The 20,445-nt window shown below is 54.1% G+C and carries 17 protein-coding genes; 12 read left to right on the forward strand and 5 right to left on the reverse strand.

Going from position 1 to position 20,445, the window contains the following annotated elements; translation table 11 throughout:
- Positions 1-11 precede the first annotated feature (11 nt).
- Together WKJ04_RS14160 and WKJ04_RS14165 are read left to right on the forward strand one after the other, a co-directional pair.
- Positions 12-1,046 carry a diguanylate cyclase gene (locus WKJ04_RS14160; protein ID WP_337881009.1) on the forward strand — a complete coding sequence of 345 codons (1,035 nt, stop codon included), beginning with the start codon at positions 12-14 and terminating at the stop codon, positions 1,044-1,046.
- Between the two features lie 24 nt (positions 1,047-1,070).
- Entirely contained in the window at positions 1,071-1,604 is a 534-nt protein-coding gene (locus WKJ04_RS14165) for a M23 family metallopeptidase (RefSeq protein WP_337881025.1), read from the forward strand.
- 4 nt (positions 1,605-1,608) lie between these two features.
- On the opposite strand, the gene WKJ04_RS14170 is transcribed toward WKJ04_RS14165, so the two are convergent.
- Complete coding sequence (locus tag WKJ04_RS14170) at positions 1,609-2,085, reverse strand: hypothetical protein (RefSeq protein WP_337881010.1); 477 nt, start codon at positions 2,083-2,085, stop codon at positions 1,609-1,611.
- Between the two features lie 272 nt (positions 2,086-2,357).
- On the opposite strand from WKJ04_RS14170, the gene WKJ04_RS14175 reads away from it, so the two are divergent.
- From WKJ04_RS14175 to WKJ04_RS14185, 3 genes are all read left to right on the forward strand, one after another.
- Positions 2,358-3,644: a HAMP domain-containing sensor histidine kinase gene (locus tag WKJ04_RS14175; protein WP_337881011.1), complete on the forward strand. Its 1,287-nt coding sequence runs from the start codon at positions 2,358-2,360 to the stop codon at positions 3,642-3,644.
- Positions 3,641-4,987 carry a sigma-54 dependent transcriptional regulator gene (locus tag WKJ04_RS14180; RefSeq protein ID WP_337881012.1) on the forward strand — a complete coding sequence of 449 codons (1,347 nt, stop codon included), beginning with the start codon at positions 3,641-3,643 and terminating at the stop codon, positions 4,985-4,987. Before WKJ04_RS14175 ends, WKJ04_RS14180 begins: the two co-directional genes overlap by 4 nt.
- A 94-nt stretch (positions 4,988-5,081) precedes the next feature.
- Positions 5,082-6,947, forward strand: a complete 1,866-nt coding sequence (locus WKJ04_RS14185) for an invasin domain 3-containing protein (protein WP_337881013.1) — start codon at positions 5,082-5,084, stop codon at positions 6,945-6,947.
- Here the strand turns inward: WKJ04_RS14185 and WKJ04_RS14190 are convergent.
- The 4 genes from WKJ04_RS14190 to WKJ04_RS14205 form a co-directional block, all read right to left on the reverse strand.
- Positions 6,944-8,416 carry a HAMP domain-containing sensor histidine kinase gene (locus WKJ04_RS14190; RefSeq protein ID WP_337881014.1) on the reverse strand — a complete coding sequence of 491 codons (1,473 nt, stop codon included), beginning with the start codon at positions 8,414-8,416 and terminating at the stop codon, positions 6,944-6,946. The genes WKJ04_RS14185 and WKJ04_RS14190 overlap by 4 nt on opposite strands.
- Position 8,417: 1 nt before the next feature.
- On the reverse strand, positions 8,418-9,104 hold the full coding sequence (locus WKJ04_RS14195; protein WP_337881015.1) for a response regulator: 687 nt from the start codon (positions 9,102-9,104) through the stop codon (positions 8,418-8,420).
- An 82-nt stretch (positions 9,105-9,186) separates the two neighbouring features.
- Positions 9,187-10,191: an SMP-30/gluconolactonase/LRE family protein gene (locus WKJ04_RS14200; RefSeq protein ID WP_337881016.1), complete on the reverse strand. Its 1,005-nt coding sequence runs from the start codon at positions 10,189-10,191 to the stop codon at positions 9,187-9,189.
- A gap of 158 nt (positions 10,192-10,349) precedes the next feature.
- Positions 10,350-12,770, reverse strand: coding sequence for a TonB-dependent receptor (locus WKJ04_RS14205; protein ID WP_337881017.1), 2,421 nt, complete (start codon positions 12,768-12,770; stop codon positions 10,350-10,352).
- 218 nt (positions 12,771-12,988) lie between these two features.
- Between WKJ04_RS14205 and WKJ04_RS14210 the strand changes: the two genes are divergently transcribed.
- The 7 genes from WKJ04_RS14210 to WKJ04_RS14240 all read left to right on the forward strand — a co-directional run bounded on the left by WKJ04_RS14210 (position 12,989) and on the right by WKJ04_RS14240 (position 20,393).
- The gene (locus tag WKJ04_RS14210) at positions 12,989-13,603 is read left to right on the forward strand and encodes a PepSY-associated TM helix domain-containing protein (protein WP_337881018.1); all 615 of its coding nucleotides are present in this window, start codon (positions 12,989-12,991) and stop codon (positions 13,601-13,603) included.
- Between the two features lie 28 nt (positions 13,604-13,631).
- Complete coding sequence (locus WKJ04_RS14215) at positions 13,632-14,117, forward strand: DUF2271 domain-containing protein (protein ID WP_337881019.1); 486 nt, start codon at positions 13,632-13,634, stop codon at positions 14,115-14,117.
- Between the two features lie 4 nt (positions 14,118-14,121).
- On the forward strand, positions 14,122-14,916 hold the full coding sequence (locus WKJ04_RS14220; RefSeq protein WP_337881020.1) for a DUF4198 domain-containing protein: 795 nt from the start codon (positions 14,122-14,124) through the stop codon (positions 14,914-14,916).
- Positions 14,917-15,145: 229 nt separating this feature from the next.
- Entirely contained in the window at positions 15,146-15,505 is a 360-nt protein-coding gene (locus tag WKJ04_RS14225) for a hypothetical protein (RefSeq protein ID WP_337881021.1), read from the forward strand.
- Positions 15,506-15,536: 31 nt separating this feature from the next.
- Positions 15,537-19,574, forward strand: a complete 4,038-nt coding sequence (locus WKJ04_RS14230) for an RHS repeat-associated core domain-containing protein (protein ID WP_337881022.1) — start codon at positions 15,537-15,539, stop codon at positions 19,572-19,574.
- Position 19,575: 1 nt separating this feature from the next.
- Positions 19,576-20,067, forward strand: coding sequence for a hypothetical protein (locus tag WKJ04_RS14235; protein WP_337881023.1), 492 nt, complete (start codon positions 19,576-19,578; stop codon positions 20,065-20,067).
- Positions 20,068-20,180: 113 nt separating this feature from the next.
- Positions 20,181-20,393: a hypothetical protein gene (locus WKJ04_RS14240; protein ID WP_337881024.1), complete on the forward strand. Its 213-nt coding sequence runs from the start codon at positions 20,181-20,183 to the stop codon at positions 20,391-20,393.
- Positions 20,394-20,445 lie beyond the last annotated feature (52 nt).

A 20,445-nucleotide genomic window follows, 5' to 3' on the forward strand; every position in this document is an offset into this window, starting at 1 on the left:
AGACCAAAGCAGTGCCTACTGATAGCCGAACGCCCCTTCCATCTGTCGATGTAACCAGCAACGCCATGGTGCTGCTGGTTGACGATCAGGCGCTGGTTGGTGAAATTATTCGCCGGATGTTGCTGAACCAGGACGGCATCGACTTCCACTTTTGTTCTGACGCCGACAAAGCGATGGAAACTGCGTTGTTAATTAAACCCACTGTGATTCTGCAGGACCTGGTGATGCCGGGAGTGGATGGCCTGGATCTGGTGAGGCGTTACAAGATCCAGGACGAGCTGAAAGATGTCCCAGTGATTGTGCTGTCGGCCAAGGATGAACCAGCCGTCAAGTGCTCAGCGTTTGCCGCCGGTGCCAATGACTACCTGGTTAAACTGCCTGATGCCGTTGAATTGCTGGCCAGACTGCGGTACCACTCCAAAGCCTATCTGGCCTTAAAACAGCGGGACGAGATGTTTAAAGCGCTGCGCAGCAGTCAGCAGCAACTGCTCGAAACCAATCTGCAGCTGGAAAAGCTGATGCGCTCCGATGCGCTGACCGGCCTGTTTAACCGCAGGCATTTCGATGAATACATTGAAACTGAATGGAAACGCGCCGCCAGGGAACAAACCCCCTTGTCGCTGCTGATGATTGATGTGGACTACTTTAAGCACTACAACGACACCTTTGGTCATGTGGCAGGCGACGTCACGTTGCAGAAAATAGCTCAGATCATTCAGGCCAACTGTTTCAGGCCGGCCGATTTGGGGGCCCGCTATGGGGGCGAAGAATTTGTGGTGGTGTTGCCAAACACCGACGCCACTGGTGCCTGTTTGGTGGCGGAAAAAATCCGCCAGCAGGTGCAGGACATCGCCATACCTCATGTCAAACCTAAAGCTGGCAGTGTGGTCACGGTTTCTGCCGGCATCGCCTGTATTCAGCCGGATCAGGAGCAGGACGCTGTGTCACTGCTGCAACTGGCCGATGAAGCTCTGTACCAGGCCAAGACGGCCGGGAAAAACCGTTATGCCACCCGACAGAGCCCAACAGCTCCGCAGCAAAATTAACCTGGAGTGACAGCGTTGAAATTCGTGCGGTATTCGGGCCTGGCGGCCGCAGTGATGCTGGCCGCCTGCAGTAGCCCAACACCACCTGAGCTGGCAGTGCCTGAGGCACCATCACTGTTACCAGACCGCGGCCCTGTAGTGTTTGTCCATCCGTTGCCAGGAGCCCGTATCAGTTCAGGTTTTGCCAACTATGTGGTGAAAACCCGTGGCCGCAAACACCATGGCCTGGATTTTTCCGCACCTGCGGGCACTCCGGTGTATGCAGCCGGCTCCGGCGTGGTGTTAAGCGCCGACAACTACAGCCTGAATGAGGCTTTTGGCAATGCGGTGCTGATTGAACATGGTGACAAACTGACCAGCCTGTCCGCCCATTTATCCCGTCTGGATGTGCGAATGGGTGATTTTGTGCAGGCGGGCCAGCAAATTGGTCTGGTCGGAACAACAGGCAGGGCCACTGGACCCCACCTGCATTTTGAGATCTGGCTGGGCAGTGTGCCGCAGGACCCGAAACGTTTTTTGCCTGCACTGATGACGTCCTTACCACTGCAGGCAAACTGACAGTTCAGAACTTTTTATCCAGCAGCTTTTGCAGTTCAAGCAACTGCTCTTTGCTCAGTTGGCTGTCCTGCAGCAGCTGTTTGAGCACCTCAAATTCAACGTCTGCATGGTCGCCTGCATCAATCACTTTGATCACCCGTTTTTCTGACTGGCCTTCAGCATCCAGTTTTTTAACCAGCACTTTGTGAGCGCCTTTTCCGGCCAGTTCCGGTGACCATTGCATGGCAGTCAGCCCATCACCACTGAGCATCTGCACCAGCTCCTCCCTTTTGTTGGCAGGCAAAACCGCCAGTTTCTCCGCCAGCCGGTTTTTGTCGGCCAGATCCTCTTTGCTCAGTTCAATGGTCTGACTTTGACCATCCTGCAGCCATATCACCCTGGCCGTGTCGGCCTGGCGGGTCACCTGCAGTTTTTGTTGGTCAGCGGCAGCAACAGTACTGGCCAGCACAGCGCTGGTCATCAGGGCATAGATCAGTTTCATTGTCGTTCTCCTTTGGTTGGGCTCTGGGTTATTAAAGATCCATGCCACAGATAAAAATTGTTTATATTCATAAAGTTAACCAGATTAACGTCCACAACCCACCGGCACTAATGCCGAAATCAGCACAGAGGTTTGCTGATTTAAGGAAATCCGACAGCAGCACTTCAGAAGCCCAGCCCTAACATATTGCTTTGCTTGCAAATAGTCATACTCTAAGCTGGCATAAAGCTTGAATCCGGTCTGTGTTCTGAAGGCTGTTGCAGGAAAAAGTTATGTCGATTCGTTGGGTACTGAGTCTGGGAATTGCCGGTTTGTTCGGCCTGATGGCCCTTTGTCAGATTGGGCTGATCTACTGGTCAAACGATCGGATAGAACGCGAAATTCTGCAACAAAGCCAGGAGCTGACCCGAGTGGTGCTGCGGGCCACCTCCAAGCAATTCGGCCCCCCTGCTGCGGCCAGCCCTCCCACCGAAGCCCAGTGGACTGAACAGGAAAAAAACATCCGGGTGGTGACCACACAGGCCGACCCCGTCGATCTGCACGAGTTGCAACAAAAAATGGAGCAACAACTGGCCCAGGTGCAAAAAAATGGCGGCCCGGCTGAATTCAGGGTACTGCACAAAGAATTGCGGACCACACCGCTGACTCAGACCTTGTTTCACAGCAGCATCGCTATGATCCTGGCCTGCAGCCTGGTGGCATTGCTACTGGCGTTATGGCTGGCCCACAAGTTTATCGCGCCGCTGCAGCAGTTGATCACAGGTTTCCGCCAACTGGCAGCCGGTGAACTGGGCGTACAGCTGCCAGTGCAGGGCCTGGCCGATTACCGCTATGTGCAGCAACAGTTTAACCTGACCAGCCAGCAACTGGCGGCAGCCGCTGCTCAGGCCGAACTGCATCAAGCCCAGCAACACCTGATTGAGCTGGGTGAAATCAGCCGGGGTCTGGTGCATGCCCTGCGTAATCCATTGCATACCTTGGCCCTGTCCATTGAACAGCTGGCCGAACAACACCCCGACAGCCAGACGCAAAAACTGGCGGTACTGGCAGAACAAAAAGTGCAGCATATCAACCGTACTCTGACAGCCCTGCTCACCCTGAGCTGTGGCCAGATTGACCGCAGTCAGCCGGTATCGCTGCTGGCCTTGATGCAGGATTTAGCCCTGGAATTTTCCGCGTCCGGTGTCCGCTTCGAACTGGAGCTGGCTCCAGAGCTGCAGCTGACAGGTGCAGAGACTGAACTGCGTAGCCTGCTGCATGCAGTGGTCAGCAATGCGGTCGAAGCCAGCCCGCCTGCGGGGCAGGTGCGGGTTTACGCGCAGACCAGTGCCACTCAGCTGACCCTCTTTATTGACGATCAGGGTGCCGGCCTGAGCCCGGATATCGCATCACGTCTGTTTCAGCCTCATGTCAGCAGCAAAGCGGAAGGTGCAGGTATGGGCCTGTATATTTGCCAGCGGTTATTACGCCGTTATTATCAGGGCGATCTGGCCTTACACAACAAAGCCGGAGGCGGCTGCTGCGCCCAGCTGTGGTTTGGCCGTGGAGCACAGTTATGAAACATGCAGTGGTGCTGCTGGTCGAAGATGACCCACAACAACTGAGCCTGCTCTGCCAGTTGCTGCAGGCCGAACAGTATCAGGTACTGGAAGCTGATTCTGTGGAAAGCGCGATCCTGCAGCTGAAACAGCACAAGGTTGATTTGGTATTCAGTGACTGGAAGCTTGGCTCTCTGACCGGGCTGACGTTGTTGCAGTATGTGCGGCGTTACCAGCCTGACATTGGTTTCGTCGTTGCCACCGCTTACGGTTCGGTCAGCCATGCCGTTGAAGCAGTGCAGGCCGGCGCCGATGATTACCTGGCCAAACCCTTTAAACGGCAGGAGTTATTGCTGGCGGTCGACAAGGGGCTGAGGGCCAAAACCCTGCGCCAGCAGAACAGCACTCTGCAATCCCAATTGTCAGAACAAAGGCAACTGGTTGAACTGGTGGGCATGGCCCCCTGTATGCAACAGCTGTTTCAGCGCATCCAGCGGGTTTCCGGCAGTGACGTCACAGTGCTGATCAGTGGCGAAAGTGGCACAGGCAAAGAGCTGGCCGCCCGGGCATTGCACCAGTTATCGCCCAGAGCCAATGGCCCTTTTATTGCGCTGAACTGTGCGGCTATTCCGGAACAACTGGCCGAAGCGGAGTTGTTTGGCACCGAAAAAGGGGCCTTCACCGGTGCCACCCAGAGCAAAAGCGGTAAATTTGAAGCCGCGGCTGGCGGCACTTTATTTCTCGATGAAATAGCCGAACTGGCATTGCCGCTGCAGGCGAAGTTATTGCGGGTGCTGCAGGAGGGCAGGGTGACACGGCTGGGCAGCCATCAGGAAATTCAGTTGGATGTCCGGCTGATTGCCGCCAGCCACCGTCATCTGGCCGACGCGGTGGCCAAAGGACTGTTCCGTCAGGATCTGTATTACCGGCTCAATGTGGTGCCAGTGCATATGCCAGCATTGCGTGAACGCAAAGAAGATATTCCGCGGCTGATCCAGCATTTCCTGCAACTGCACCAACAGCGTTATCAGCAAGCCGGTATAGGCCTGAGCCCAGCCACCCTGCGCCAGCTGATGGCCTATGACTGGCCGGGCAATGTAAGGGAACTGAGTAACTGCATTGAACGTTTTGTGCTGTTGCAGGACGAAGCCGAGCTGGTGGCGGGCTTGCAGTGGAGCACCACAGCCACCAGTGGTTTTGTGTTGCCGGACCAGGGGCTGAACTGGGAAGAATTTGAACGCAACTGCCTGGCACAGGCCCTGCAGCGCTGTGGCGGCAACAGAACCCAGGCCGCAAAACTGCTGTATTTGCCCTATAAAGCCTTTTTATACCGGCTGGAAAAATACCAGCTGACAGGGGCGTAACCGGTCTGCAACTGCATATACAAACCGGAACAAGCTCAGTAAACTAATTGGCGGCATTTGATCAATTTACCCATCCATTCAAAGGACTATGATGATGTTGAGTTCCCGCTGGCGCCACTGGCTGTTGTGCCTGGCTATAAGTTGTCTGTTAGTCGCCTGTTCTTCGGATCGCACGGACGAAGCCTCTACAGTCTCCAGCCTGACGTTGTCTTCAGGCAGTCTTGATACCAGCTACCCTGACCGCTTTGTCACACTCACAGTCACTGTGTCCGATTCGGACGGTAACGCTCTGTCGAATGCCGCTGTGCAGTTCTCCACCACACTGGGCAGCTTCAGTCCGGGTAGCAACCTGACCCAAACCACCATCAAAACAGACAATGGCAGTCAACGCGGCCAGGCTTCGGTGAAACTGTACCCAGGCAATCAGCCCGGTACAGCCACAGTCACCGCCTATGTCAATGGCGTGCAACAGACAGCAACAGTCACCATTCAAGGGCAGGCCGTACAACCAGAGTTACCAGCCCCGACCGCCCTGACCATCAGCAGTTCAGAAACCGCTCTTTTTGTCAGTGGCGTCAGCCAGACAGAAAGTGCCGCTATCACTATCCGCTTGCTGACCTCCTCCGGAGCGGCCGCCAAAGATGCACCTGCAGGTATCAATAATGTGCGGGTCACTCTGGTCACCTCACCCAATGGTGGCGAAACTTTATCGGGCCGGCAGGCATCAGGTGAAGTGGTGCGGCATGCCAATACCCTGGAACTGGCCACACAAAGCGGTATTGCCACTGTGACGCTGAATTCCGGGCGTTTACCCGGTGTTATTGAACTGAAGGCGGAAGCACTCAACGATCAGGGCCAGCCCTATAGCCCGGCGATAGACGCCACCTTGCCGGCCATCAGTATTGCCTCGGGACCAGCGCACAGTATTGTGTTCAGTTATCCGGTCAATGCCGGAGGGCAGAACCTTGGCAATGGCATTTATCGCCGTCAGGGTGGCTTATTGGTGACTGACCGCTATGGCAACCCTGTGGCCGATGGCACAGTGGTCAACCTTGGCGTCATTGACAGCGTATTGCTGTCTAACCGCGACCCGGTGATTCACTACGGCTTCAGCACCAGCGTGGCAGACGGACAGGCCAGTACAGTTCAGGGCCAGGCCAGCCTGACCGACTTAAGTAATGCCTTGTTCCAAAGCGCAGTGATCAACCGCAACAACACCAGCCGTTATATTCAGGCGCAGGACAGGGTGTTGGTGCTCAATGCCCAGGCCGAAGATAAAAGCCGCTTTGTCAGCGCAGCGCCGACAGAAAGCAGCAGAATTCAGGTGAATAAAGCCTTCCAGCACAGCAGCAACGGTTTGCAGTATGTGATTGGTGCGTCTTTATTGGGTGCCCAGGTGTCCGGACAGACCGGCAACTCAGGCACCCTGGTCAGTGGTCAGGCGGTAACAGTGGATGGCAACGCCAGCTTTTATCTGACATACCCGGCGAACAGCAACAGCATTTTGCATGGCTGCCTGCCCGCCAGTGTTGATGTACGACAACAACCTGCGGCGTCTTCACAGGTTTGGATAGTGGCCGAAGCCAGCGGTACAGGGGCAACGACCATAGATAATCAGGCCTGTTTCAGCTACCTGATGCCTGCATCTTTAGCGTCTGACGCCACCACACTGAGTAAAACCAGCACCATACAGCTGCAGCTGGAGGACGCCAATCAGATTGCCTTGCCCTTTATGGAACTCACTGATGTGGTGACTTACACCCGAAACCTGGCCAATTTGCAGGTTTCTGTTGGCGCCAACTGCGCAGGCCGCGCCGATCGCAGAACCAACAGTGCAGGCCGCTGTACGCTGGATATCAACGTCTCAGGTGGGGCCCCGGAGGATTCTGCCACTGTGACCTTAACTGCCGGCGATGCCAGCCTGCAGTTGACTGTCACTATCCCCAGGGTGACCGACTAAGTGCGCAGCGGCAAACGGATGCAGGCGCAAAACCCGCATCTGTGGCCAGCGGCGTCCAGCCTGTTGCGCAGTTCCAGCTGACCACCGCAGCTTTCAATGGCACGGCGGGCAATCGACAAGCCCAGGCCAACTCCAGGGTGTTGGTTGTCCGCGCGGAAAAACGGCTGGCATAACTTCAGCAGATCAGCCTCAGCAACGCCGGGGCCCTGGTCCAGCACCTCCAGCACCACCCAAGGCCCGTCCTGATACAGCAAGACATCCACCCGGCCCGCTTCAGCGCTGAATTTCACTGCATTACGCAGCAGGTTTTCCAGCGCCCTGGCCAGCAGATCGCCATCACTGGTCAGTAACAATGTTTGAGGCAAGTCGGTGGTGAAGCGCACCTGTTTGGCCTGCGCTTCCAGCTGGGTATCTTCCACCACCGACTCCACCAGCTCAACGAAGTCCAGCTCATAGGGCTGTACTGGCATGGCACCACTGTCCAACCGGGAGAAGGTCAGAATTTCACCGACCAACCGGTCCAGCTTCAGGGTCTCGGCTTCCACTTTATCCAGCAAAGCCGGTGTTTCCTCCGGCGTTTGCTTGCCCAGCGCCACCAGCAGCTGCAGCCTGGCCAGCGGTGAACGCAGTTCATGCGACACGTCGTGCATCAGCCGTTGCTGACCGCTGATAGCCTGCTCCACACTTTGCGCCATCAGGTTAAAACTGCGGGCCAGGGCACCAAATTCATCGCGCCGTCCTGTCACTTTGGGCCCCAGCTGGGTCAGCCAGCGGTCTTTCGCCAAAGAGCGCAACGCCAGCTTCAGCTGCAATACCGGGGAAGCAAAATACCAGGCCAGCGCCAGGCTGACGCCCAGACTGGTCAGAGCCACAGCCGCCACCAGAAACAGTGGGTGCCACCAGAAAGGCGGTTTAAATGGGATACGTTCATCCGGGTTTGGCGGTAACCGGCCGGATCCGGCCCCCAAACCAGGCCGTTCAATGGGCATGCCGGCAGTGGGTGGTGGCCGGTGCATCGGTCCCCCTTCCCGCTCGACAGCCGAACGAATGGTTTTAAACCACTCCAGTACCGAGTCATGCCGCGGCTCCAGTAAAAACAGCCAGTCATTCTTTTCATCCTGAGGGATCAGTTTGCGCTGCGCCTGCAATAATGCCTGCCAGTTGTCCGGCACAGCACGGTTCAGATAATCCTGTCCCTGCGCATTCACCAGCAACACCCTGTCCCTCGCCATCGGCTCCTGGTCCCAGCGGGTCATGACCACTTCCAGTGCCCGGAAGTCCTGCTCCTGCAACAAAATTTGCATCGACTCCAGCACTATCCGCATCGGTGGTGTCACCACAATAGGCTGGCTGCCGGTGGTCTGCTCAGAGTAGTACTGGCTGGCCTGCCCGGCGCCCCAGACCAAAGCCCCGGCCAGCAGCAAAGCCACCCAAAAGGCCAGCAGAAACTTCCAGAAAATTTGCCCCATTTCAGTCGTGCCGCATCAGCTGGTAACCCTTGCCACGCACAGCACTGATCCAATGCTGGTCATCCTGCCTTTTTCCCAGTTTCTGGCGGATATTGCTGATATGCACGTCCAGGCTGCGGTCGTACTGTGTCAGCACTTTGCCAAGCGCGGCCTGTGATAATTCGGCCTTGCTGACCACTTTGCCCACCTGCGCAGCCAAAGCCCACAACACGCTGAATTCGGCACCGGTCAGGTTCAGCAGCTCGCCATGCAGCCGCGCCTGGCGGTTACCCGAATCCAACTGCAAAGGCCCCACTTTCAGCTCTTCTGAGCCGCTGCTTTGTTGTTGCTGCACCCGGCGCAAAATAGCCCGGATACGCGCCATCAGCTCACGTGGTAAACAGGGCTTGGCCACATAGTCATCCGCTCCCAGCTCCAGCCCCAGTACTTTGTCAATGTCATCCCCTTTAGCGGTCAGCATCAGCACGGGCAACTGGCTGGTCTGACGCAGCTGTTTCAGCAAGGAAATACCATCCAGCCCCGGCATCATCACATCCAGTACCACCAGCTCAATACCTGGTACTGTTGCCCGCTGCAGACCCAACTGGCTGTCATTGGCTACTTCCACCTGAAAACCTTCGCGCTGCAGATAAGTACTGAGCATGGAGGTCAGTTCACGGTCATCGTCAATTAATAAAATATGGTGCAACAGCGGACTCCCTCTTTCATCATCTGCCAAGTTTAATGCTGTGCGGTACAAGCCTTGAACAGATTTACATAACTAAACATTTTTACTGCGCTTGCAGCCGGATCCGCAGCAGATAGCTGCTTGCCGTCACATAAAGCCAGCGCTGGTCCGGGCTCAGGGCCACATTGGCTGCCGCCACACCAGTGCGAATGGTGCCCAAATGACGGGCCTGAGGGTCAAACACCCACACCCCACCTGGCCCTGTCGCCAGCAAGTGGCCCGATTTCAGCACTTTTAAGCCATCCGGCAGACCGGCTTCAGTGGCTACTTTGGCTGTTGCATCGAAAAACAGTTCCGCCGCTCCGGCAAAGCCGTCTGGCTTCAGCGCAAAACGCCACCACTGCGCCGCCTGCGGGTCTGAATTCGCCACATACAGAAACTGCTGGTCCGGGGAGAAGGCCAGGCCATTGGGCCGGGTCAGCGCGTCGCTTAACAGCTGCAGCGGTTCTCCGGACTGGTAACGGTAAACCCCGTTGAATTTCAGCTGTTTTTGCGCCGAGTCATCGCCATTTTTTAAGCCATAAGGTGGGTCGGTAAAGTAATAAGCCCCGCTTTGATGCTGCACGACATCATTGGGGCTGTTCAGCAATTGCTGCTGGTAGCTGGTCACCAGCGTGCGGTACTGGGGTTTGCCGTTGTTCACACCGGTCAGCAGCGCCAGCCGTCTGTCACCATGTTGTGCCAGCACCAGTTGCCCCTGCTGGTTAAACATCAGACCATTGGACCCCTCACCCAGGTTAGGCTCGTCAGTCAGTTGGCTGTAACCTGAAGGCTGCAGATACAGGCTGAGCCCCCGGTGCTCTGGCCGCTCACTCCAGCGCCACACTTTGTTTTCCGGCACGTCAGAAAACAGTAGGTCGCCGGTTTTGGGGTCCACCACAGGCCCTTCAGCCCAGCGAAACCCCTCCGCCAGCAGTTCAAACTGGGCGTCGGCCGCCACAATCTGCAACATGGCTTTGTCATTCACCTGCACGGGGTTTTGCGGTATCGGGGTCGCCAGCGCGGCGCTGGCGGTCAGGCTGAGTAGGAGCGAAATCAACGTCTTCATCTGGAATTGTCCCTGGCTAATGTTGCCCCAGCTTAACAAGCCCCTTGCCTGCGGGTCTATGGCCCTGATACCGAAGCATGGCCTTAGTGAAAAATCATAACGGAAGCACCAATGAAAAAGCCGGGAACCCCCGGCTTTTTTATTGCGAGAACAGCAGATCAGAAGGTGACATTCACACTGAACCAGAGGTTACGGGCTTTGTCTTTGTTATTAAAGTGGTCGGTAAAGGTGGCCTGATAGCCATTTTCACCCGTGCTGTCCAGCACACAGCTGGAACCGGAATCACACTCCGTAAAGCTGATGTCGTAGCCGGTAAACTCCTGATCAAACAGGTTGTTGATGCGGGCCGTTAAAGTGACCGCGTCGCTGGCGCGGTAGGACGCCCCTAAGTGAACCACTTCGTAGGCTTTGTAATAACGCTCTTGCTGCGCCACTGCGTCCCACGACAGGTAACGTTTAGTCCGGTACTCAGCCGTCAGGAAGACATTCAGTAAATCTGTGGCCGCCCAGTCCAGCGTCAGGTTGGCCATATGTTTGGCGCTGTTCCCTAAAGGCAACCCTTTCTCCGCACCGCTTTTTTGTTCGCTGTCGGTGTAGGTGTAGTTACCACGCAGGGCCAACACATCGATCATCTGCCAGCGGCCGGCTAACTCCGCGCCCTGAATAGTCACTTTGTCGATATTGACGGTTTTGCTGCTGGTCGCATACCCGAGATCGGCGTAGTCCCCTGTGCTGGCACAGGTGATGCTGGTGGTCGGGCCGCATGGCTGCGAATCAATTTTGTCATCAAAGTCGTTCTGGAAGATGGTGACATTCAGGTTGTGGTTGCCGGTGCCATTCCAGTACAGCGCAATTTCTTTCGACACACTGGTTTCGGGCTGTAAGTCCGGGTTACCAAACTGCGGCGATGTCCCCTGGCCACCAAAACCAACAATACCAGGGTACAGCTGCGAGGTTTTTGGTGTTTTGTAGCCGGTGGCCACGCCACCTTTCAGGGTCCAGGCGTCGCTCAGCGTATAGACGCCATACAAACGCGGGCTTAACTGACTGCCAAAGATCTGGTGGTCGTCATGCCGCAACCCTGTGGTTAATGAAAAGGCTTCCGTCAGGTCCCAGGTATCTTCGGCAAACACAGCCCACATATTGTGTTCCTGCACCTGGCCCGGAGTCCCGCTTTCCATGCCGAACACACCGTCTTCCAGTTCTCCACGGATCAGCTGAGCACCGGTCACCAGCACATGCTGGCCTGCAAGCTCGAAAGGCATATCCAGCTTGGCATCCAGCGTATATTGGTTGCTGGACATTTTCCGTTTTGGCCGTGGCAGGAAGGTGTCTTCCGCCAAAGCTCGACGATCCTCTGCTGACATGCCGGCGTACGGGCCTGTGCCGTCAAACATGCTGAGCAGCAAGGTCCGTTCTGCCGTGGTAAATGGCATGGTACGGCCATGGTTTTGCGTGTCGACATAAGCCAAAGACACAAAGCTGTTACCAAAATCCCACTTACCTTCGTGGCTCAGTGACCAGGTATCCCGGCTGAATTCCTGCGTTTCACTGTACCCCACCTGAGGGTTGGCCCGGCGTGACCAGACGCCACCATTGGTGCGACAGGCGTTTTGGTTGTTGCCAGCAGCGCCCAGGCAGAAATTACCGGCCTGCCAGATACTGGTAATGTTATCCACTGTGCCCACCGGGTACTCGCGGCTGCCGTTGTCGTTGATAATAGGGGTGTTGTCGTATTGTTGATTGGAGCTTTCAATGTCAAACCAAATGCTTTGGTTGTCTGTTGGCGTCCAGCTTAACCGGCCACCCAATACTTCGTTGTCGTTATCGACAGTTTTGCCACCGGCACCAAAGCCCAGAGAACGCTCACGCACTTCCCCATTGGGGTACGCCACTGACGCATAAGCCGGGCTGGATGCCATACGGTTATAGGCACTGCCACGGACGGACATTCCCAGCACACCAGGGATCAACGGGCCAGCGACATTAAAGTCAGTGGTAATGTCTTCGCCGTACTGATCATCAGTTTGCAGGGTACGGCTGTGTCCCACCGAGCCAGCCCACTCGTCTGTTACTTTTTTGGTGATAATGTTAATCACCCCACCCATAGCGTCTGCCCCATACAAGGTCGAGGCAGGGCCACGGATCACTTCAATACGCTCCACGGCTTCCAGCGGCGGCATATGGCCAAACTGGTTGCCACCAAAGTTATTCGGGTAAATGTCGCCGTGGTTATTTTGTCGTTTGCCGTCCACCAGAATCAGAGTGTAATCCGCACCCATGCCACGCATACTGATGGTGCCCTGGCCGGTTTTGTCACGGGTTTCACCTATATCCACCCCTTCCAGTTCACGCACTGCATCCAGCAGGGTGGTGTAGGGTTTGTTCTTCAACTCTTCGTTGCTGATCACAGAAATAGAGGCCGGTGCATCCACCAGCTTTTGCTCAAAACCAGACGCAGTCACTACTATCACTTCAACAGGTTCGGCCGTTTTGCTGGTGTTATCAGCCAAAACAGCAGCAGAGGTAAAGGCAAGTTGAAGCGCTAACGTAAGTTTGGCAGGGCGGTATTGCAGCACAGCGGACTCCTATCCGTAGGGTTTGGGTTTATTTGAGTTAAGTTATGTAAAGGCGCACAATGATAACCATTCTTATTTCAAGATCAACCGCATTTGATAACTATTTTCAAATAGCTATGGCTGTTGTGTAAATTTGACGTAAATCCGCTGGATTTTGCCGCCCCCTGCTTGTCATTGAGAACCGTTCTCATTAACATGCAAACAAATTTTTTTGGAGAATGCTGTTGAGAACCTCAAGCTGGGCCCGTTGGATGCGCTGGTTACACAGCTACAGTGCCATGCTGGTGTTGGTACTGATGCTGTTTTTTGCCATCACAGGCATTACCCTGAACCACCCAAACTGGACCCTGAACGCGGGCAAAACCACAGAATCACTCAACGTGGAACTACCGGATACCCTGCCGGATCTGTTGGCGCTGAATGAAGCCGAACAAGCCAGCGCAGTAGCGGCTTATGTGAACTGGCTGCGCACTGAGTATCAGCTCAAAGGCGGTTACAGCCTGAACCTGATGCCGGACGACGCTGTGCTGGAGCTGGATTTTAAACGCCCGGCCGGTTATGCCTCAGTGGTGGTCGACCTGGAAAACCGCAGCGCCGAAATTGACACTGAATTTGGCGGTTATCTGGCGCTGGCCAACGATTTACACAAAGGCCGCTACGCCGGGGACAGCTGGAAATGGCTGATTGACCTGACCGCCGTGGCCTGCATTTTATTTGCGCTATCGGGTTTTTATCTGCTGTGGCGTCAGCCATCGCAACGTGATTTTGGTAATGCCACGGCCGTGGCGGGTGTGGTACTGGCACTGGTGGCCTATATCGCCTCTTTGCATTAACTCGCACTTAAAGAACTAGGAATATGCTATGAAACTCAAACCTTTGCTGCTGGCTCTGGCGTTAAGCGCTGGCCTGGCAAGCGCGAACGAACTGCAAATTCAGCTGGAAATTCCGGCCATCGACACCGGGACCTACCACAGACCTTATGTGGCAGTCTGGATTGAAAACGAACAGCAGCAGCCGGTACGGCTGATCCAGACCTGGGTGGAAAAACCAGACTGGATCAAAGATTTACGCCGCTTCTGGCGCAAAATAGGCCGCTCAGACAAAGCCCTGGTTGACGCCAACACCGGCGCCACCAAAGGCCCAGGCCAGTACAAGCTGAGCTGGGACGGCAAAGACGACAAAGGCCATGCAGTGGCACCAGGTAAATACCTGTTATTGGTCGAGGCGGCCCGCGAACAAGGCGGACGTAACCTGGCCAAACAGGAATTTGACTGGAATGGTCAGCCGGTAAAACTCGAAATTCCTGCCAGCATCGAGCTGGGAACCATTCAACTCAACAAGGATTAAGCCCATGAAAAATTTTGCTCTGGCGTCGTTGCTGCTCGCCTCAACTGCGGTTTCAGCCCACACTTTATGGCTGGTACCAAGCCATTTCGTCTTGTCTAAAACCGGCAGCTGGGTGTCGGCCGACTTGTCTGCCGCCAACATGACCTTTGTCGCCGACAAAGGCGTGTCACCAGACCATGTGCGGCTGGTGAACCCACAAGGCCAGGTGGAAACCATTGCGCACAAATACCAGGGCAAGCGTAAATCCCAGGTGGATGTAGAGCTGACGCAGGAAGGCACCTACCGGCTGGAACTGGCAGGCCCGGCCCGTTATTTCACCGCCTATAAAGTAAAGGGCGAACGCAAGCGCCTGATGGCCGACAAAGAAAGCCGCGCCAAAGAGCTGCCAGCCGATGCCACTGACGTGGTGACCATGCAAAGCCGCAACCGCTCTGTGTCTTTTATTACCGTGAATAAGCCAAGCAATAAAGTGCTGGAGCTGAGCAACCAGGGCCTGGAGTTTAAGAGTTCTGTGCACCCGGCCGACATAGTGGCCGGTGAAGCTGTGACCTTTACCTTTCTGGTTGACGGCAAACCTGCTGCAGGGGTCGAACTGGATGTCTCCACTGAAGGCGAACGTTACCGCGACGAGGCCGGCCGCATCGAGTTTAAAACCGACGCCTCAGGCCAGTTCAGCTACACCCCACCCAAAGCCGGTGTATTCCTGATTGAAGCCCATTACAGCAACAAAACCGCCAGCGCCAAAGCCGACCAACAAAACGAAGGCTTAACCCTGACGCTGGAAGCGACACTGCCTTAATAACGACTTGACAGGGCTGCAAAGCAGCCCTGATGTTCCTGTAAAAAATCCATTTACAATAAAAAATTTTCAACGCAAAATCATTCTTCCCGATATAAGGTTCAAGGAGGAATGAGCCCCTATGTTTTGCTTTAAAACCATTCGACACTTTTGGCTACCCGCACTTTGTGTCTTCAGCACAGCAGCCTATGCCAATACAACCCAACATATTTATGACGCCAGAGGGCGGTTGATTGAGGTTTCCAACGCATCTGCGGCGGCGACTGTGTATTACAAACTGGACAAAGCCAATAACCGCATTGCCACATCCAATACGCCAATCCCTGATACCCCGGTGATTTCGTCATTCAGTGCCCCAGCGTCAGTGGCCAAACAATGGGCTCCAGCCACCATTAAATGGACGTCAACCAACTCCACCCACTGCTCTATTGCTGTCGGTGGCGATCCGAACGCCTATCCAAACCTGCCAACATCTGGCAGCCAGGCCGTACTGATGCCAGAAACCACGGCCGTAGTGGTCTGGTGCCATAACAACGGTTTATCTACGTCCAATGGCCGAATCATCCAGGTCAACGGCATTCAAAACTGATCCCAGGAATGAAGTGAAAGGAATACTCACCATGTTTAGAATTCGAACGGGCCTGGCGTTATGCTGCCTGGCCAGCGCCTTTTTAACTCAGGCCGAAGAAGCGCTGCCATTGTTAAAACCCTTAAGCGTTGAAAAAGACATTAACCAAATTGATTTATTGTCCGGCAAGTTTCACCCTCAAATGCCGGTACTCAGTGTACCGGCAGCACCACGGCTTTCTCTGGAGTCGCTGCAACGCTTTGATTCCAGAATGACCGGAGTTTTGTATAAAAGCGGCGCCTTTTTCAGCGGCTACACCGAACGCTTTCAAACCTTTTCGGTGACTTTTGGTGGCAATACCTCAGAGCAGTTCAGTTGTAAAATGGACATCTGTGAATCCACTGTTACTACGGGCTCAAAAATTTCCGGAGTTGTAACCAACGCCTCGTCCAGCTTTATCTACACCCAAGGCAGTACAGGCATTAGGGTGCAATATAACTCCAATTCATCCTTTATCAGCTACGCCAACAACCCAGCTGTGGCAAAAGACAGAGAAGGAACCTGGTACGCCACCGCCATTTATTATCCGGACGGCGAAACCATTAACATCAGTTACGACAAAGGCTTTGACGCCAGTGTCAACTCGCTGATCACCTTTCATCGCCCAACCCTTATCACGTCAAACCTGGGGTACCAAATTGCGCTGACCTATATGTCGAATGACCTGGCTACGGGTACAAATGGCTGGAGCAGATTGCAAACCGCCACCCTCAGCACAACCTCAACTCCAGGCGTTGCTCTGGCCAAATACACCTATGGCACCAATGGCACAGTGACCGATTTATCTGGCCGCAGCTGGACCTACAGCGGTTACGCCAGCGCCTCGGGAGGCAATGAAACCAGTGGCAATTTCAGCCTGACATTGCCCGGCAATGGCAGCAGCAGCCAACAAGTTTCATCCGCCACACTGACTTACTCAGGCCAAAGCCATAACCTGTTTGCCACTTCGGTCACCAACAATGGCCTGAGTTACAGTTACAGCTACACCACCACGGGCAGCCCAGACCCACGCAAATTTTTCACCAAAGTGACCATTAGCGGCCCGGCCAGCTACAGCCGGATGCTGGACCTGCAAATTTATGGTGACGTGAAAAGCCAAAGAGCCCGAATTACCAAAGACACCAATGGCTTGGGCCAAAGCACCTTGTACGAATACACCGCCGGGGACAGGTTACAGAAAGTAACCTACCCGGAACAAAACCGGCTGGAGTTTAGCTACGACGAATTTGGCAATATCACACAAAAACGTCAGGTGGCCAAACCAGGGTCTGGTCAGGCGGATATTGTGGAAACCGCTATTTACCCTGGCGCCAGTGCCTGCCTTGATATTCTCTGCTTTCGCCCCAGCAGCATCACCGACGGCTCAGGCAATACCACTGACTACACTTATTATGCCGACACCGGAGCTGTTCACACCAAACGCGAACCTGTAGGGGACAATGGCGAGCGCCGCCTGACCACTTACACTTATGAAAATCTGGCAGGCTTCAAGCGCCTGACCAAAGTGTCGGTTTGCACCCCAAGCACCTGCGGCACCCAGCATGAACAGGTCACCAAATACACCTATTGGAACAACACCGCCCTGGTGGCGACAGAAACAAAAAGCAATGGGGTGAATAGTTTCAGCCAGGTCACCAGTTATTCCTACGACAACGCTGGCCGCCAGACGGTTGCCGATGGCCCTGCCACAGGCACCGACGATGCGGTGTATTTCTATTACGACAGCATTGGCCGTAAAACCTTGGAAGTCGGCAAAAAAAACCAAGCAGGTAAACGTGTTGCTAACTACTTCAGCTACCGCAACCAGGATGACCAGGTCTACCAAACTGTCACGGGTTATGTGGACGGTGCTGCCAATCCTGTGTTTGAAGACCAACGCCTGATTGAAAGCAAAGACTTTAACAGCAATGGCCTGGTGACCAAAATCAGTCAAATTGTCGGCAGCACCGCTTTAACGGTGCAGCAATTTAGCTACGACAGCCGCAACCGCCTGGCATGCAGCGCCACCCGCATGAACAAAGACTACTTCGCCGCCCTGCCGAATGACGCCTGCAGCCTGTATATCTCGGGCAACTTTGGTGACGACCGGGTGGTGAAAACCAGCTACGACGTACTGTCGCGGGAAACCCAAATTCTCACCGCCTTTAACACCAGCGCCGAAGCGGTGGATGTCGCCATGTCGTACACCCCGAACGGTCAGGTGCAAAGTCGTACTGACGGCCGTGGCAACACCACCAGCTACAGCTACGACGGTTTTGACCGCCTCAAACGCACCACCTTTGCCGACGGCAGCTATGAAGAAAACAGCTACAACGCCAACGGCACCCTGTACAGCCTGCGTAAACGGGACGGTGTGTTAATCAGCCATGAGTACGACGGCCTGCTGAATGTCACCCGTACTTATGTCGGCGGTGAAAGCGATATTGTCTATGACTACGACGGCCTGGGCCGCCAGACGCTGGTCAGCCGCGGCAGCCAGACCGTAGCCACAGCGTACGACCTGGCTGGCCGTGTGGCACAAAGCACCACCAATGGCCGTAGCCTGAGTTACCAGTACAACGCCTTGACCAACCAGCGCACGCGACTAACCTTTCCGGATGGCATCTATCTCAGCTACAGCTACGCCCCGGATGGGGCCCAAACCGCCATTCAACTGAATGGTTCCTCCACCCTGGTCAGCTATGGCTACAACGAATTTGGGCAGTTAAGCAGCATCACCCGTGGCAATGGCCGGAGCTCCAGCCTGAGCTATACCCCTAAAGGCCAGTTGGAAAACCTTAACCATGCCAGCATCAACACCACGGCTTTTAACTACAACCCGGCAGGTCAACTGAACCACCGCACTGTGGACAACAGTGCCTGGCAAACGGTTATTCCCACTCAGGCGCAAATCAGCTACTACACCGCCAACGAGCTGAACCAATACAGCTATATTGGCAGCAACAGCCTGACCTATGACAATAACGGCAACCTGCGCACCCATGACGGCTGGACTTACAGCTACAACGCCCATAACCGCTTAACCTCGGCCGTTAAAACCGGCAGCACCTTAAGCCTGGGTTACGACGCCACCGGGCGCCTCAACAGCAGCACCTTAAACGGCACCGCCACCACCTTCCTCTACGATGGCAATGAGCTGGTGGCGGAGTACAACAGCAGCGGCACTGTATTACGCCGTTATGTGCACGGTGCAGGCAGTGACGACCCGCTGGTGTGGTTTGAAGGGTCTGGAACAGGCTCGCCTTCGTACCTGTTAACCGACGAACGCGGCAGTGTGATTGCTGAAACAAACGCTTCAGGCACAGTGACGACCACCCATCAGTACGGCCCTTATGGCGAGCCGATAAATAGTAGCGGAGCGCGTTTTCGGTATACAGGGCAAATTCTGCTGCCGGGCACCGAGCTGTACCATTACAAAGCCCGGGTGTACCATCCAAAGTTAGGCCGATTTCTACAAACCGACCCGCTGGGCTACAAAGACGGCATTAACTGGTACGCCTATGTCGGCAATGATCCGATGAATAAGGTGGATCCGAGTGGCCAAGAGTCATTGGGCTTAATGGCTATGGAACGTGATATTCGAGCTTTGGCGTCAGGCGAACTCTCCAAAGAAGAATATTCTGAGCATTTGACAGCAAGAGGGGTTGGTGCCTTAGCAGGAACGGCTATTGGATTAGCAACCCTCAACCTTTCTGCATCTGTAACGGGTTTAGCTACGTTTAGCTGGAAACGCGGCGGCCACATATTCAGGGAGGCTTCTGGACATATAAAACCAGCAACCGACTCTTCTCGAAAAAGAATGGCGGATCTGTTCGAAGATGTGACGTCGCTATCGAATATTGATAACGAAGTTTTGACCAACCACCAGAAGTCTGATGGCTCATTCACTGGTTTCAGCAAAGAGTTTCGCAAAGGGAAGGTATGGGTGCAGACCAAAAATGGGGAAATACAAAATGCAGGTGTAGTGCGGGTAACTGGCGAAGTCAGAGTCAATAGCCGGTTAGAGTCGTTGAAACTGAAAGGGAAGTAAAATGAATAATCCTGGAAAAACTGTTGTCCACGAGCTTAAGAGCCATCTTCATGATTACGCAAAAGGTACTTGTGATGATCTGAAGGTATTAAACCTTTTGGTGATATTGTTTGAAACTCAGGATTATGGCTTTGCTCAGAGCCATAGCATCTCACCCACATTGCAGGAGGAGTACCATCATCTTTTTAAAAAAATCTATGCTGACTACCGATTTACTTCAGAATCAAGCAGCGCTGAAGCTCAATTTTGGTTTGCGTATTATTCATTCTTCCATGAAGGAAAAGACATATCTTCAAGGGAACTTGATGAAATTGGACAGAAGACAAACATCACAGCGCTTTTAATAGAAGCAAACAAAGCAACGAATACTGAAATTGAAAGAATTCATTCCTTATATACCGCCTGTCAAAGCGAGCAGTCAGAACGGGAAAGATATATTGTTTCTGTACTTCGAGGCATTGCTGCAACAAGTAAAGGAAAGATAGCTTTATAAGCCATATGGGGCAGTTCTTACCCTTGCTTGGCCCACTCAGTCTGTGACTGAGTGGGCTTTTCTTTAAGTTATAGCCTCGTTCAAGAAAAAAATTAACTGCTAGAGATTTATGTATGACTGAATTGATACGAATAGAAGCAAGTAATGGAAATTTTTATATAAAAATTGTAGGTCCATGTGATGGTTCTTACAGCTTGGAAATGTATGCAGCTAAGTATGATGACGAGGAAGAAAAGCATTATTTTGTAAGAGTATCGCCAGATCCATCTGGGCGATTTGGCGACATTGCATTGGCTAAAAGGGAGGCTGAACTCATATTAAACTGAGACTATAAAATTTTCTGTGTAAGTGGCTGTTTATCATAACGATATACGGTCA

Origin of the sequence: Rheinheimera sp. (assembly GCF_037442345.1) — a bacterium.
Classification (GTDB): Bacteria; Pseudomonadota; Gammaproteobacteria; order Enterobacterales; family Alteromonadaceae; genus Pararheinheimera.